The sequence below is a fragment of the Acinetobacter sp. 1207_04 genome (assembly GCF_052850415.1).
In genome coordinates, this window is the sequence record NZ_VXCQ01000009.1 from 102,742 (window position 1) to 118,458 (window position 15,717).

13 protein-coding genes and 2 pseudogenes are annotated in these 15,717 nt (G+C 35.2%); 7 read left to right on the forward strand and 8 right to left on the reverse strand.

The window, feature by feature from the left end:
• Nucleotides 1–88 precede the first annotated feature (88 nt).
• Entirely contained in the window at nucleotides 89–427 is a 339-nt protein-coding gene (locus FW754_RS09945) for a DUF6616 family protein (RefSeq protein WP_409510120.1), read from the reverse strand.
• Nucleotides 424–921 (reverse strand): MarR family winged helix-turn-helix transcriptional regulator, encoded by a 498-nt coding sequence (locus tag FW754_RS09950; protein WP_446324553.1) that lies wholly within the window; start codon nucleotides 919–921, stop codon nucleotides 424–426. Before FW754_RS09950 ends, FW754_RS09945 begins: the two co-directional genes overlap by 4 nt.
• Nucleotides 922–1,128: 207 nt before the next feature.
• Between FW754_RS09950 and FW754_RS09955 the strand changes: the two are divergent.
• Together FW754_RS09955 and FW754_RS09960 are read left to right on the forward strand one after the other, a co-directional pair.
• Nucleotides 1,129–1,464 (forward strand): annotated as a pseudogene (locus FW754_RS09955) (hypothetical protein); the annotation flags it as partial.
• 36 nt (nucleotides 1,465–1,500) lie between these two features.
• Nucleotides 1,501–1,747 (forward strand): annotated as a pseudogene (locus FW754_RS09960) (glycoside hydrolase family protein); the annotation flags it as partial.
• 24 nt (nucleotides 1,748–1,771) lie between these two features.
• On the opposite strand, the gene FW754_RS09965 reads toward FW754_RS09960, so the two are convergent.
• The 3 genes from FW754_RS09965 to FW754_RS09975 form a co-directional block, all read right to left on the reverse strand.
• Nucleotides 1,772–4,243 carry an acyl-CoA dehydrogenase gene (locus FW754_RS09965; RefSeq protein WP_446324554.1) on the reverse strand — a complete coding sequence of 824 codons (2,472 nt, stop codon included), beginning with the start codon at nucleotides 4,241–4,243 and terminating at the stop codon, nucleotides 1,772–1,774.
• Nucleotides 4,244–5,388: 1,145 nt separating this feature from the next.
• Nucleotides 5,389–5,805, reverse strand: a complete 417-nt coding sequence (locus tag FW754_RS09970) for a hypothetical protein (protein ID WP_446324555.1) — start codon at nucleotides 5,803–5,805, stop codon at nucleotides 5,389–5,391.
• A gap of 139 nt (nucleotides 5,806–5,944) precedes the next feature.
• Nucleotides 5,945–6,163 carry an excalibur calcium-binding domain-containing protein gene (locus FW754_RS09975; RefSeq protein ID WP_446324556.1) on the reverse strand — a complete coding sequence of 73 codons (219 nt, stop codon included), beginning with the start codon at nucleotides 6,161–6,163 and terminating at the stop codon, nucleotides 5,945–5,947.
• A gap of 201 nt (nucleotides 6,164–6,364) precedes the next feature.
• On the opposite strand from FW754_RS09975, the gene FW754_RS09980 reads away from it, so the two are divergent.
• The 3 genes from FW754_RS09980 to FW754_RS09990 all read left to right on the forward strand — a co-directional run bounded on the left by FW754_RS09980 (nucleotide 6,365) and on the right by FW754_RS09990 (nucleotide 9,714).
• Nucleotides 6,365–6,976: a hypothetical protein gene (locus tag FW754_RS09980; RefSeq protein ID WP_446324557.1), complete on the forward strand. Its 612-nt coding sequence runs from the start codon at nucleotides 6,365–6,367 to the stop codon at nucleotides 6,974–6,976.
• A gap of 17 nt (nucleotides 6,977–6,993) precedes the next feature.
• The gene (locus FW754_RS09985) at nucleotides 6,994–8,100 is read left to right on the forward strand and encodes an XRE family transcriptional regulator (protein WP_446324558.1); all 1,107 of its coding nucleotides are present in this window, start codon (nucleotides 6,994–6,996) and stop codon (nucleotides 8,098–8,100) included.
• A gap of 90 nt (nucleotides 8,101–8,190) precedes the next feature.
• The gene (locus FW754_RS09990) at nucleotides 8,191–9,714 is read left to right on the forward strand and encodes a YecA family protein (RefSeq protein WP_446324559.1); all 1,524 of its coding nucleotides are present in this window, start codon (nucleotides 8,191–8,193) and stop codon (nucleotides 9,712–9,714) included.
• A gap of 25 nt (nucleotides 9,715–9,739) precedes the next feature.
• On the opposite strand, the gene FW754_RS09995 is transcribed toward FW754_RS09990, so the two are convergent.
• Nucleotides 9,740–10,102, reverse strand: coding sequence for an Arc family DNA-binding protein (locus tag FW754_RS09995; protein ID WP_446324560.1), 363 nt, complete (start codon nucleotides 10,100–10,102; stop codon nucleotides 9,740–9,742).
• A 150-nt stretch (nucleotides 10,103–10,252) separates the two neighbouring features.
• On the opposite strand from FW754_RS09995, the gene FW754_RS10000 reads away from it, so the two are divergent.
• Nucleotides 10,253–11,056 (forward strand): BRO-N domain-containing protein, encoded by an 804-nt coding sequence (locus tag FW754_RS10000; protein ID WP_446324561.1) that lies wholly within the window; start codon nucleotides 10,253–10,255, stop codon nucleotides 11,054–11,056.
• Nucleotides 11,057–11,254: 198 nt separating this feature from the next.
• Nucleotides 11,255–12,409, forward strand: a complete 1,155-nt coding sequence (locus tag FW754_RS10005; protein ID WP_446324562.1) for an MFS transporter — start codon at nucleotides 11,255–11,257, stop codon at nucleotides 12,407–12,409.
• Nucleotides 12,410–12,494: 85 nt separating this feature from the next.
• Here the strand turns inward: FW754_RS10005 and FW754_RS10010 are convergent, their stop codons facing one another.
• Together FW754_RS10010 and FW754_RS10015 are read right to left on the reverse strand one after the other, a co-directional pair.
• A complete protein-coding gene (locus FW754_RS10010) occupies nucleotides 12,495–13,991 on the reverse strand; it encodes an amidase (protein WP_446324563.1) in 1,497 nt (498 codons plus the stop codon).
• A 51-nt stretch (nucleotides 13,992–14,042) separates the two neighbouring features.
• Nucleotides 14,043–15,527 (reverse strand): diguanylate cyclase, encoded by a 1,485-nt coding sequence (locus FW754_RS10015; protein WP_446324564.1) that lies wholly within the window; start codon nucleotides 15,525–15,527, stop codon nucleotides 14,043–14,045.
• Nucleotides 15,528–15,717 lie beyond the last annotated feature (190 nt).

Consider the following 15,717-nt stretch of genomic DNA (forward strand, 5'->3'; position numbering starts at 1 on the left):
AAACTTAATATTATAAGCACAAGCTAGAGTCTTTTTGCTTGTGCTTTTTTGTCTCTTATAAGAATTTTAAAAAATTGATTTATACAAATCAAATATTAGAAAGTGAATCAAGATGCTCTATAAAACTATTTTCTTTACCAACAGCATTAACATGATCAAAATAGTTATACCAACCACTGGCTTTAATACCATTAAGTAAGACATCACAAGCTTCTTTATTAGGGAAATGCCAAACTGCTAAAAACTGATGCTCGCTGCTTTGATCAACTTTAGATTCGATTTCTGTTAGTGTCAGAGCCTGAACTCCTAAGTCGGAAAGTCCACTCATTGCAGTTCCTACATTATTTAAAAATTGTTTCCTTTCTTCTAGTGACAAAGCTTTCCACTCTGCATTTGGAGTATATAGTTCAATAAGGTAGTGCTTCATAATGATTCCTTGTTAGTCAGGTTGATAGATACTTTTTCTAGCAATGTGCTTAATTGATTTCTTTCTTGTAATGAGAGGTTGCCAAATAGGTTGGCAATCCAACGACTATGTTGGTCAAAGACTTTTTTAGCTATCAATTTGCCTTTTGATGTGAGCTGAATAGTTAATGCACGACGATCTTCTATGTTTGCATGTCGCTTTACTAATCCATCACGCTCTAAGCCATCGAGCAAACCTGTTACAGTTGCACGAGTGATTCCTGCTTGTTCTGCTAAAATTTTAGGTGCAACTCCTACTTCTGCTGCATCTAATAAGAATAAAAGAACAAATCTGCCTTCAGATAAATCATGGATGGCAAGTTGACTTGCACAATCTCTATCTATGTTTGAAGCAAGTGAAAGTGTTTTAAAACACAATTGTATACCTTCAATATCCGGTAAATTTCTCTTTTGAGCCTCACACAAAAGTGCTTTATATTTTTGATCGAGCTTCATTTGATTAGGTGTAATATAATAAGGTGGCTAACTATAATAACTAGTGCTTGAAGTTGTCAACTTATATAGTTTTAAATTTTGAAAATATCCTTGTGAAATACTTACTATCTAAAACTCAATTAAGCGCTATTTAATAATGACAATTAATATTAAAACAACAATTACAATGATGAGAAAAATATTGATATTCGTTGATTTAACTGGTGTTTGGGTGGGCATAATTCTATTTTTGTAATTCATTATTTTGGGTTTCAAGTGCTAGAACATGAGCAAATCGTCACTAGAGAGACTTTGTCGCAGCTTACTGAGTTAAAGCTCTCCGTCATTGATGATCATTTAAGTTATTTGGTCGATAGTGGTCAGATTATACGTGTACAGCGTGCTGTATTCATTCCGACACCTAAACATCGTGTTTCACGAATCATGTCTAAAATGGTAGTTCCTGACGGTACCGTTAAAATAGAAATTGGTGATGATGAGATTTTAACACTAACACCACGTGAAGCACGTAATCTTGGTAATTTAATGGTTGCTGAAGCGGTATAAAAGCTCATTACAGAGCTTTTTATTTGACCTCGTGTATGGACCATCGGTTTCGGTATCACAATTTATCCCAATGGCATCAAAGTAAAAAAAGGGGATACTTGCACTGAAGCATAAGCCAAAGCGTATATGGCACATGATTTAAAGAAATTTGAATCTTGGTGATTATAAAGCTGCAGCTGCTCAGTTCAATGTTTGGAATAAAGGTGGTGGCAAGGTGATTCAGGGTCTTATGAATAGATGTGCTGTACAACGGAAGTTGTTTGAGAAAGCCCTCAATTGACGGCTTTCAGTAGAAATTTAGAAGCTATTTTTGTGAAGATAGATGATGATTTTCTAATGGTAAAACTTCGCTTAGATGCTCATTAAAAATATCTGTCAGCATGCTGTCATAGCGTATTGCATTGTATTCAAGTAAACGATTTGCTTCGGCTTGAGTAATAAAATTGATTTGAATTGCATCATGTATATGCTCTTCAAAAGTTAAACCTTTAAATAAATCCTTTGATTCCGACTTTTTAAATTTATCCCAAAGGTCTTTAATTTGAAGTAGGCTTTGGAAAGCACACTCCATTCGACCTGTTACGTCTTGAGGATCAGTATTGTAATAGACATGTTGCTTTAATAAGTTACGAAAGGCGTTGTCTTCCATAATTAAATCACCAACCTGTTGCTTTAATTTATCACTTGGTTGCACTATTGGTCGACCGAATGGAAAACAAATAAACTTTACTAAACTAGCAGCTAATGGATAAGGGAAGTTATCAAATAACCCTATAAATGCTTCTTGTGCCTGAAATAAGATTTTTTCTAAGGCCAATTGAGCGTGACTTTGCTCTGCTTGGGTATGTTCTCCATGTTCATAAAACTTGAGGATAGACGTTGCAATAAACATATATGAGTGAATGTCTGCTAATCGACCTGATAGCATTTCTTTACGTTTGATTTCACCTGCTAATAAGCCTAAACACATATCGGCGGTGAGGGCGAAATTTGTACTGAAACGATTTATGATTTTGTAATAAGGAGCAGTAAAATCATCTACACTATTTGGTGCATGATTTGAGCCACCTGTAAAACCATAAGCTAAAGCACGAGCAGTTCGATTAAAGGTGTAACCTAAATGTTGATAAAGGATTGTATTCATTTCTTTGAGTGCAGTCTTTTTATCATCCATTTGAAGTAGTTGAAGCTCTTCAAATAAATAGGGGTGACAGCGCATTGAGCCTTGACCAAAAATCATCAATGAACGAGTAAGAATATTAGCACCTTCCACCGTAATCGAAATTGGAATGGCTTGATATAACAAAGCTAAGAAGTTACGAGGCCCTTGTTGAATTGCACGTCCTCCGACAACATCCATACCGTGGTTAACTAACTTACGCATAGTTTCAGTGGCGTAGTATTTTGCCATAGCCGTCATGACTGCAGGTTTACCGCCTTGGTTTAATCCGCATGTGACCGAGTATCGGAAAGCTTCTAACATATAGGTATCACTAGCAATCTCACTAGTGGCTTCTTGAACACCAGTGAATTTACCAACAGAAATTGAGAATTGTTGACGAATTTTGGCAAATGCACCTACAGTTAAATAAGTCATTTCACCTGCAGCTGTAGAGAGTGCAGGAAGAGAAATACCGCGACCTACAGCCAAGCATTCCATTAACATACGCCATCCTTTACCTGCATTTTCAGCACCACCAATAATCCAATCAATAGGAATGAAGACATCTTTCCCCTCAACGGTACCATTCATAAATGGAGAACCACCAGGGTGATGGCGTGGCCCAACGATAACACCTTCATGAGAGGCTGGAATTAATGCACATGTAATACCATAGTCACTTTTAGTACTATCACCTAGTAAGCCTTCAGGATCATGAAGTTTAAATGCAAGTCCGACTACCGTTGCGATTGGAGCAAGAGTAATCCAACGCTTAGAAAAATTCATGTTTAAGCCAAGTACATTTTTTCCTTCAAACTCACCGTAGCAGACAATTCCAGTATCAGGAATTGCGCCCGCATCAGAACCAGCTTCAGGACCAGTTAAGCCAAAACAGGGAATTTCAGTACCTTTAGCTAAGCCTGGAAGATACCGATTTTTCTGTTCATCAGTACCATAATTAAGTAATAACTCGCCAGGCCCAAGTGAATTTGGAACCATACAGCTGACTGCAGCAGTGAGTGAGCGAGATGCAACTTTGCTCATAATTCGACTTTGTGCAAAAGCACTAAATTCTCGACCACCGTACGTTTTAGGAATAATTAAGCCCAAGAAACCTTTATCTTTAATAAATTGCCATGTTTCAGGGGAGAGATCCTGATTTGTGTGAATATCCCATTCATTTAGCATGGCACAGAGTTGTTCGACTTCGTTATCAATAAAGGATTGTTCTTGTTCGGATAGTTCAGGATAAGGATAAGTATCAAATTTAGACCAATCTGGTGCACCCATAAATAATTCTTTTTCCCACCAACTTGTACCTGCATCTAAAGCTTCACGTTCCGTTGTACTCATACTAGGCATTGAATTAGCTAACATTTTATAAGCGGGTTGAGTAATGAAAAACATTCTGAGTGGATCAATTATTAGTATCAGACTAATTAGAACTAATGGAATCCCTAAAATGAGCGACCATGGTGTAATAAATGCGGTAAATAAAGTGATAAAGATGATAGTTATTGAGCCCATTTTTCGTGAAAAAGAAAAATAGAAGACCGCCCATAAAGTTAAAAATTGAATTAATATGGCAAGGAAAAATAATATAATCAAGATCATACCCCCTTGATTGAGCTGAAGTTTAGTTCCGCATGAGAAAGTAGATTGTTAAGTTTTGAATGAGTTGTATTTATTTTTAAATGATACTTCTGCTATTTATTAATAAATAAAAACATTCGGTTCTAGTGTTTTAGCAATTTAAAGCTGTTGTATTCAAGTAGAAATATTTAGTATTTTGTCATTAATAAGTTAATTCTTAAATGTTTTGAATTTATAAAAAGACAACTGAGGCTTGTAAATCGTCGTGCTAAAGAGCTTAAGTTATTTGAGAAAGCCCTCAATTGAGGGTTATTTCACATAAGTGCTATTATATTAAATGGTTGCTTATTCAGATGAGTCTTTGTTCAACTTGAAATTATTTTTGCCCTACGTAAATTGTTTTTGAAATCCTTATTACGCTGAAGTGTCAAACAAACATTATCATTTATACTTAATTTACTAAAATCTAATTTGTACTCTTTGATATTATTTCGGAAATAAAATTCACTATAATCATCAAATTTAAAATAATATACCTCAGCCCTTTGCCCCCTAGAACTGGATGCTGGATCAAAACCATTATAAGTGGGAGGGGTAATAATTGATAATATTTAGTGTAAAAATAGAGTGTAGGTATAATAATAAAATACCTAACCCATATAACAGTTTTCTAAAAATCAATAATGATAAAAAGAAACAAGTAAATAAAATAAAACTTATATAAGAAAAATAATATTAAATAGTTATCATAAAAAATCATCTGAGGTTAATGAAGATGAGTGTGATACAACAATACACATCACTTGACACAGCCTAAACCGAGACTTTATTTGGTTATAATAGTTTCCTAGTCGACTTCTCTTATCATTAGTTCCAAATAGGATCACTCATTAGTTAAATTGTCCTAAAATTAACATAATACACCTTATGCGAAATGCTTAAAAGTTATCGTTAAGTATCAGTATTTTACATGAAACTATAATTGGTTTTAGCGCACTAAAATGTTTTTTTGACGATTTACGTTTGTATTTCATCAATAGAACAAAAGCTATTTGAGAAAGCCCTCTACTAAGGGCTTTTCTTAACCTAAACCAGCAAGCTTAAAACAAATATAAGGGACTGAAGTATTATCTCCATGGTTTATTTTTGAAGCTCTTCGATTTATGTCATTCATCAGAGTAAAAAAAACCTTCAGCGTATTCATATGATCTTCTGTTTGATTCTACCGCAGGATCCGGCTTCATATTTTTCATATATTCAATAGACTCTCTAGTCTCATCAGAGTTAATGAAGTCAGCTAAGTCGTTTAAATCTTTTCTAATTTCAGCTTCAGAAACAGGTCTAGTATTATATTGCTGTCTTGATGGTTCAAACTGACGTTGTGTTTGTATTGCACGCTGTTGGCGCTCACGTTCGCGCTGTGCTTGAATCTCTCTTTCTCGTTGATTTTGTAGACGCTGTTGTTCCACAAAACGTTGAGACATTCGGTGTCCTTCACTTGCAGCATCATATGCAAAAGCGAGAGTTATTGGTGTGGTCAGTAGGCTAAGAAGTATAATTTTACTTAAAGATTTTTTAATCATTTTCATCACTTTTATAATAGCTGATAAAGTTAAATGATTATAAATAATAAAAATAATAATGAAAGTAAAGTTTAATCCTTAAGTAGCTATATATTCTCTTAATAAAACAGACTATATTCCGCAAAGTATTTGAAAGATACTATTTCTTCTTCGGGCACCTTGTGCCATTTCCACCTGGCAGGCAATCACAAGCATGCCCATCGCCATCACGGTCTAAACTTTTCCAACCTGTTTGCCCTGATTTTTTACGTTGTTCATACCAAGCCTGAGCCTCTTTTTGTGTTTTAAAGTCAGCGCATTTTTTTGCATAGGTTTGAATAGAAGTAAACCCCAAAACTAAAATGAGTAAAAATTTCATAAATTATTTTAAAGTAAAAACATTACGTGAAGTCTAGCAATTCTTAGAATGTTTGCTCAATGAATGTAGGGGTAAAGTCTTATAAAAGTCATTTTAGTTGACATATTGTATTTTTAGCAATAAATTTTGGTTGACAGATGTTTAAAATAGCAATAAATTGATTTTAACCCAACATTTCACTATTTATTGCGGATATTTTTTATGGAATGGCGTCATCCTTCTACTTTTGAACCACAGCTAACTGATGAGGTTATAAGCTTCTTTGCTCAGCATATGTTGAATATTTATCGAGATATTCTTTATGTACTAAGTTCAGAAGACGATTCAAATTATGGTCGTGGTACTAGTATTTTTGATCGTACCCGCAATCGTTTTTTAACATTAATCATTAAGCAACAGTGCCCGGTAGATGTGCATTTGGTCAATGGCTCTTTGAAGTTTATTTTCCAAATTGGTCATGCAACTATTCGGTTTTTAAAAGATGATTTCGAGAATCCCAAGAAAAAGAAATACTTCATGCAGCAATTGCAAAGTTTGAGCTTATTTCCATTCGATGATCTACAACCTAACTATTGGCGTTTTATTCTTAATGAGCCAAAAACATTAGATGACGAGCCTTTGGTTGTATTCGTTGGTTATAATTTAGCAAATGAAGTTGTTGCTTACTGGGATTCTAGCAATATTGTTGGTACGAATTATATTCACCTAGATGAGCCTGAAACACCAACTTCTGTGGAATTGGGTTCTCCATTGGTTGAAGATCCAGATATGGATAGTGAAGATGATGACGATTCCGAAGCTGTAAACAACTAATTGTAAGATGACTAGCCATGACAACACAGTTTAATGGCTTGGAACTAAAACTTCTTAGACAATTTTATGAATTATCTTTAGAAGACTTAGGTAGCAAGCTGAACTCTGACTATACACGTCAATATCTTCATAAAGTTGAAACTGGGCAGACTCTACCCAACGATCAATTTATTGACAAAGTGGCGCATCATTTTAATGTGCCACAGTCTTTTTTTATGCAACTAAAACCTGTCTTACAGGAAGATCAGATCCATTTCAGAAGTAACCGTACCGCAAAAGTTTCGTTTAAGCAGATTGTTATCGCTAGAGGCGAATATATAAAGCGATTGACTGAATATTTGGACTTAAAACTCAGATTGCCTAAATATGATATTCATACGCCGGATGATGAGCCAGTAGCAGAGAATCCAGTAATTGAGCTTATAACTGAGCAGTGTCGTGAAAAATGGGGCTTAGGCTTAGGTCCAATCAGTAATATGGTTCGGCTTTGCGAAACACATGGCATTATTGTAACCACATTTTCTTCTATATCTAAGGAAGTAGATGCCTTATCTTTAGCTACAAAGCGTCCAATCTTTGTCCGTAATGAAGCAAAAGAAAGTATATGTCGTCAACGTTTTGACTTGGCTCATGAACTTGGTCACCTTGTATTGCATGATGGTATTGTTACTGGAGATAGGTTAACTGAATCACAAGCAAACCATTTCGCCTCTGCTTTGTTAATTCCTCAAGTTATGATGCGTACACACTTTCCTACTTGGTATAAGAATGGTCGCTATAACTGGAGCAAATTGAGTGATTTCAAACAAACGTGGAAGGTGAGCAAAGCAGCGATTTTATACCGTGCTAAACAATTAGGTTTATTAACTCAAGAGCAATACACCAGTGGTGTGATTTACCTTAAAAAAACAGGTGAGGGCATTACTGAAAAAGAAGATCATCTGATTCCTAAGGAGAAACCAGAGCTCCTTCAAGTCTGCTTTGCTATGCTCTCGAAAAAGAAAATTTTTGCAGAGGATATAGCTCAAGCTTTGAATGTAAATGTTGGCTTTCTTGAGAACTTGGTTGGAATGGAGATTCCAAGAAAGCCAAGAGTTTTAAGAATTGTAGAAGAAAGCGCCTAAGGGCGCTTTTTCTTTTAGAAAAGAATAAATGTTGAATAATAAAAAATAGTTTTATATATTTGTTTTAACTAAAATTGTTGTAGATGAAGAATGCTTAAGCCTATTTATAAAAGTGATGGGGTTACTGACAGTGAAAGACAAATGTCTCAATTATTAAATGATACGTTTTTATCTTTATGGTCATATGTTGGACCATGTAATGATAGAAATTTATTAACTAAAAATGAAGGAGTTGAAATATGTGATGCTATCGTTGCTTTTGGAAATAAAATTATAATTTTTTCAGACAAAGATAATAAATTTAATGAAAATAAAGACGTAAATACATCATGGAAAAGATGGTATAAAGATTCTGTTAAAAAATCGATAAATCAATTGTATGGAGCTGAAAGTTGGATAAGAAACAATCCACATAGAGTTTTTTTAGATAAAAAATGTCAAAATAAATTTCCATTTGATCTGAGTAGCAAGAATTTAGAGATCCATCTAGTAGCTTTAACAAAAAATACATTAGAACCTGCAAAAAAATATTTTAACCAGTCTGCTGAAGGGAGCTCAGGAACATTTGCACATATATACGCGTTAGATGAAAAAGATGTTATGGAAAATCCATTTACATTAAATGATTTCAATCGAGAAAAAACATTCGTACATGTATTTGATGAATATTCTATAGATCTCGTTATTAAAGAGACAGGTACTATTTCAGACTTTTTACATTATTTAACTTTTAAAGAACTTTTTATAAGAAAATATAATTTAAGTGGCTCACTGGGAGAGGAAAATTTTCTAGCTTTTTACCTATCTCAGGAGCCTTCTTTGTTGGCACGAAATAAATTCAATTTCGATGAACTTAAGCAATATACACTTTCAGATGATAACGCTGTTTTTATAGGAGAAGATGAATGGGAAGCCTATCAAAATTCCTATAATTGCACATTGAGAAAAATATTACTTGAGAAAAGTAAATATTGGGAGGAACTAATAACTAGGTTTTCAGATGGAATTGTGACTGCTCAGGTTGGGGAAGGTGCTGAACTTGACTTAGCAACTCACGAAATAGCAGTTAGAGCATTAGCATCTGAGAACATAAGTTCTAGAGCATTGCTAACTGACGCTTTCAAAGAAAAGTTTATAAATGTACCTACAAATAAACGAAGTGGTAGAATTATTGAGCCAATTTCATATAAGGATTTATTGTATGTTTTCTTATTATTGCCCAAAGATGAAAATGAAAGCATTGAGGAATATGTAGTTAAAAGAAATGCTTATTCACATGGATATGGTTTAGTTGCAAAATATTTAAATCCTAAATATACAAAGGTGATAGTACTTGCCACTCAACCATTAGGTTCAGAAGGTAGAAGTGAGGGAGTTTATTTGTTTGAATATCCCAAGGTATTACCTCATAAAGAGAAAAAGACTGCTGAGAAGTTAAGAAAAGAACAACATATTTTCAGAGAATTTACAAATTATAAAGATGTATCTAGAAATCATAATTCTCAAATTAAAGTAAAAATAGGAAGAAATGATAAATGTCATTGTGGCTCAGACTTAAAGTACAAAAAGTGCTGTTTAGATTCAGATGAATTATTTGGCAGTAATTATACATAAAAGCACCTCACGGTGCTTTTTTATCTCACTTAGTATTTAAACTTTTGGGTTTACTATGTAAGAGTAAGTTCATTTTTTCTATTAAAAATTTATATTTCTCTATTTCTAAAAATAATTCTGGTGTTGGATTATTTGAGTAACCTTTCTCTAAATCACCAAGTAGGTCACTGTATAAAGCTGTTAATGCTTCAACTGTACCCGCTAAAAATCCCTCACCATATTCAATTTTTTGCTCTTTAGTAAAGGTTGATCCTTCAAAGCTTTCTTCCAGCCGAGCAACAATATCCGCATTCATAGAGCGATTCAGCTCTTTAGCCGATGCTGCAATTTTATCTTTTAGTTCTTGTGGCAAGCGCAAATTATATGCGACACCTAAATGCTTACCCATAACTTCATCCTGAAAAATTCTGTTGACATGGTATCAAGTGGACATATATATTTGCAATATGTCCAGTGGACATTATTTTAAATAAAAAATACCCCGAACATTCTTGGCGGAAGACGGGGTATTTACCAATACCAGATGAAGGATATTGATATGACTAGTTTATCACTTTGTTTTAGGGATACAACTCTAGATGTAATTATGCATGACCAAAAGCCATGGATTAGCTCGCGTCAACTTGCTCAAATGTTAGGTTATGCGCGAGAAGATGCAGTTAATAAAGTATTAGAAAGAAAGGCAGATGAATTTTCTAGAGGAATGACCTGTAACGTCAAAATGACGTTACAGGGTCAGTCACGTGAAATTAGAGTATTTTCTTTGCGCGGTTGCCATTTGATCGCTATGTTTGCAAAAACACCAGTCGCTAAAGAATTCCGCAAATGGGTTCTTGATGTATTAGACAAAGAAGCTTTACAACAGCAAATCGACACCCGAGTAAAAATCAACGCAGAACAACAAACGATACTCAAAGAAATCATTGAGAGACGCTCTGAAGGCAGTGTAAAAAAACGCACTGAACTTTGGAGCAGACATAATAAGCATTTCCGTATACCACGCTACAATGAACTTTTGGCAATTCATTTCCAAGATGCTGTGGATTACCTGGAAACGCTACAGATTAAGACAAAAGGGGATATTCATATAGATGACACCCAATCTATAGAAACACTGTGTATACATGCCAAGCTATTTCAAGCATGGTGGAAAACACACAGTCCAACTTTAGCTAAGTTAAATCCATTATTGGAGTCAATGCTACATGACAATATGTTCTATATGACTTCAGCCATAAAGGATCTATGCAAAAAGCATGATTTAAAACTGCCAGATTATGACTATGAGCATATGTTTGAGCTGAATATGCTACCTCACCAAAGATACTTATTGTTGAAGTAAAATTAGACCGCCTTAGGGCGGTTTTTTCTTTATAATTGAATAGATAGATTACAGTCTACAAATTTTATTACAATTCACAAAATTATTTTTTGTAGACTGATTTGTAGACTGTTGATCTGCAAAAGTAAACAAATGACTGCAATCTAATGCAACCTTTAATCTTTGTAACCAATTGAAAATACAAGTGAATACAACTATATGCAACCTATGCAAATCCAACACAGACTAAGTGGATTCTACTTTTTCTACTACTGTATTGTTGGTACATTCATGCCATATTGGAGCTTGTATTTGCAAGATCAGGGATTTAGCTTCGAGCAGATTGGCATACTTTCTTCAATTGCAATTATTACCCGATTTTTTGCACCTTTTATATGGGGGTGGGTTGCAGATAAGTCTGGTAAACGCATGCGACTTGTTCGTATTGCAACATGGATGGAAGCCGTTATTTGGTTCCTGATTTTTATTATTCCCAATGATTTTCAATCCGTTGCTATGCTCATGCTAATTTTTAGCTTTTTCCAAAATGCTATATTGGCGCAATTTGAAGGCGTGACTTTATTTTGGCTTGGTGAACGCCGTGCAGAGCTTTATGGAAAAGTGCGTAAATGGGGTTCAATTGGTTTTATTGTTGGTGTATTTAGTATTGGGGCATTGCTTGAAATTGTTGATATTTCAATGTTACCCATTATGTTGTTATGTATCGCATTTACTGCATTTTTATGGTCGTTTACAGTCAAAGAGCCACAAGATGCACCGCAGTCGCAGAAACAACTCGAAGCATTATTACCTGTTTTAAAACGACCTGTGGTATCTGCCTTTTTTTGCATTGAATTTATTATGCTTTTTGCACAAGCCCCATTTTATAGTTTTTATAGTAATTATTTAAAAGCCAATGGTTTTAGTACAACAAGTATTGGCTTTCTATGGTCTGTCGGTGTGATTGCTGAAATTATGATGTTTGCCTATGCAACATTTTTTCTGAAAAAATTAAGTTGGCGTGTCTTGGTAAGTATTTGTCTGCTGATGACGGGATTACGTTTTATTATTGCAGGATCCTTTCCAAATAGTTTTAGCGCACAATTTTTATCACAGACGATGCACGCCTTTAGTTTTGGATTATTTCATATGATTGCAATGCGGATTATATTTCAAAACTTTACCGCAGGTCAGCAAGGGCGTGGGCAAGCATTGTATAGCACGATGTGGGGGCTTGGTGTGGCATCTGGAAGTTTACTTGCAGGGCATTATTGGCAAAGCCTAGGTGGGGAGATGATTTTTATATTGGCAGGTTGTTCAATCATATTCGGACTTTTCTTAGTAAAAGTATTACCTTCAAAAATACAAGTATAAGAAATGATGTAGATTCGTATTTAAAATCATATCGTATTTAAATTAAATACGATATTTTAGATTGAATTACATTGTATTAAATAGCTTAGACAATAATGCTTTGATAGCATGAATGCCATGGTTGTGCATGTTCTAGTTGTGCCGCGAGTTGTAAAAGTACATCTTCTTGACCAAAAGGTGCAACAAACTGAGAACCTAAAGGTAGATTATTTTTGTTCCAATATAGGGGCACAGACATCGCAGGTAGCCCTGTAATATTGGCAAGTTGAGTAAAGGGTACCCATTGCAAATTATTTTTCACCAATTGATCAATCAGTTTACCTTTCGCCAAGATATGTGCTTTATCAATTTTTAAAAGTGTTTTGAGAATTGGAATTTGCCAAGCAGGTGTTTTGACTTCACCATTTTTTGGTGCAACGGATGTAGTAGATGGGATGAGGTATAAATCATATTGCTCAAAAAACCGATTCATTTGTGTGATATAAACACCCCAGTTTTCGAGATTGCGAATATAGTCTAAAGCAGAGGTCTGCGCACCAAAAGCTGCAATAGCCAAAGTGTCTAACTCAAAATCACTATTTTTTGCGCCGTGCTGTAATTTTAGTTGTTGAACGGCATAAGCACATTGGCTAAACCAAGTGAGTGTAAAGTCTTTCGCAAGTTGCATACCATCAATTGCGGGTTTGCTTTCCGTTACATGATGCCCAAGTGATTCAAGTAGTTTAGCTGTGAGTTGAATCGCAAGAACCGCATCTTTAGATACTTTTGTGCCCACTGGTGATTCAGTACAAAATGCAATTCGTAATGGTTTTGGTGGTTTTGCAATCAGATTTAAATAAGATTCAGACGGAGGAGCAATATGAAAGGGGCTTTGATGGTTTGGGCCTTGCGTTGCATCTAACATCGCTGCGCTATCACGGACAGATTTGGTTAATACATGTTGCATTGCTGCGCCGTGCATGAGCTCACTAAAATGGGGACCCCATGGCGTACGACCACGACTCGGTTTTAAACCAAATAATCCACAATAGGATGCGGGAATGCGAATAGAGCCACCACCATCGCTTGCACCTGCAATTGGGACAATTCCAGCAGCTACAGCAGAAGCTGAACCACCTGAAGAACCACCACTATTATATTTTAAATTCCAAGGATTATGGCAACTACCCCAAGCTTTAGGTTCAGTAATGCCTTTGATCCCAAATTCAGGTGCATTGGTCAGCCCCATCGCAACGACACCTGCATTTTCCCAACGTTTAACAATTTCAGAGCTTTGATTTGAAATATAATGTGCTCGTTTTAGTGCATTTGAACCAAAAGAAGTTGCAACACCAGCATATTCTTGATGTAAATCTTTCAGTAAGAAAGGTAATCCGGTAAATGCACCCTGAGGCAAATTTTGTTGCTTTATTTTATTGCGAGCGTGTTCGTACATAGGGATGACGATAGCATTTAATTTGGGATTGACTTGTTCCGCTCGAGCATGTGCAGTTTCAAGTAATTCTTGCGCAGTCACTTGTTTAGATTTTACAAGTTGAGCCAATCCAAGCCCATCATATCGAACATATTCTGAAAATTTCATTTGCAATTCCTTTGCGGTATTTTTATCTATTGAATGTTGTTGATATTAACTTCATGAATGTTGCATTTGCATCTTTAATTCATTCTGTAAGGATGATTCAAGACAAAGTTGATTACGACCTTTCTCTTTGGCTTGATAGAGTGCATCATCGGCGCGTTTGACCAATTGTTGGAAAGGAATACAGTATGGCAAAGTTTGATAACTCAGACCAATACTGACACTGATATTCAGTGTTTGACCATCTTCAAGGATAATTGGGGTTGAAAATGCTGTATTGCAAATGCGTTGCGCAATTTCGACACTTTGTTGTAATGATAAATCTTTGAGTAAAATCGCAAACTCTTCCCCTCCTAAACGTCCAAACAGATCAGAATCGCGGATCTGTTTGCGGACTTGTACTGTGAATTCTTGTAATACAAGATCACCGACATTGTGACCATAAGTATCATTAATTTTTTTAAAATGATCTAAATCTAAAATTAAAATAGTGACGGTCTTGGCTTGTTGGGGCTTTATTGGGGTAATTGTTACCGCACGTTCACTTTCCTCGTAGAAATAGCGACGGTTCATTGCAGTGGTTAAGCCATCATGATTGGCTAAATACAAAATTTGATGATAAAGCTTTTGTCGATTCATACTGATAATAGTCAGTGTGAGTGGTGTAAGAGCAAGCATGAATAAACCGATTCGCACTGAAATGGTAGTTGCTAAATAGGCATCAGGCGATTGAGCAATATAATATGCGGTTAAACTGTTATACATCATCATACAGACAAAGCAATTGATGATGGATACAAAGAATAAATTATAAGTGAGTGATGCCAAAACCAATGCAGCAATTGGGAACATGATAGCACCCGGACCAATAAAAAAGTGGGTCAAAATAACAGATACAATTACGGCAATAATTGGCGTGAGATTTTTTGGCTGAAAGGGAAGGGTTTTCCAATCTTTTATAAATCTTAGACATGTTTTTTTGTCTGGGATTGCTAAAAGAATCGGTAAGAAGGCAATGACATTAAGAATTTCGCCTGTCCACCACATACCAAAGTCGACCCAAAGTCGATCTGTAGACATAAATGTATTAGGGATATGAGGAATTGTTAAAACGGCAAATACTGGACTTGCAAGACAGCCCCCAAATGCACAGATAATGAATAAAAATAAAAAGGTCATCCCTTTATTGAATTCTTTAAAATCGAGTTTGAATAGGCGTAATAATGCCAAAGTCACAATTGGATTTAAAACATTGGCAATACTTAGAAAGAGCGTCAAGATAAAATAGTTACCAGTGACCAAATCGGCCAACATAAAACTTGTAAATGCGCCGAGCCATCCACCGACGTTTCTTAAATTTTTATAACGAAGAAATAGACCGAGTAATACGGCATTTGCAGGCCAAAAAATAGCGAGGAAAAATAGGGGTCTTCCTAATATTCCAGCAAGTGCGCAAACAAATATTATGATGCCAACAATACAAAAAGAACGAAAATTTTCTTTGAAAGATTGGTCTGAATATTGAATGGATAAAGACAAGTCAATTTCCTATTGTATTCGTTATAATGTTCGTGTGAGACATTAGTGCTAGAAATACTCACATCTTATTGTCTATTTCCATTAAGCATATATTTTTATGAAGAAAAATCAATATGATTTTGATGTAGTTTAGTTTTTTCGGATGATTTGATTCGAAAATACTCAGATTGTTTCTATATGGTTAATATTA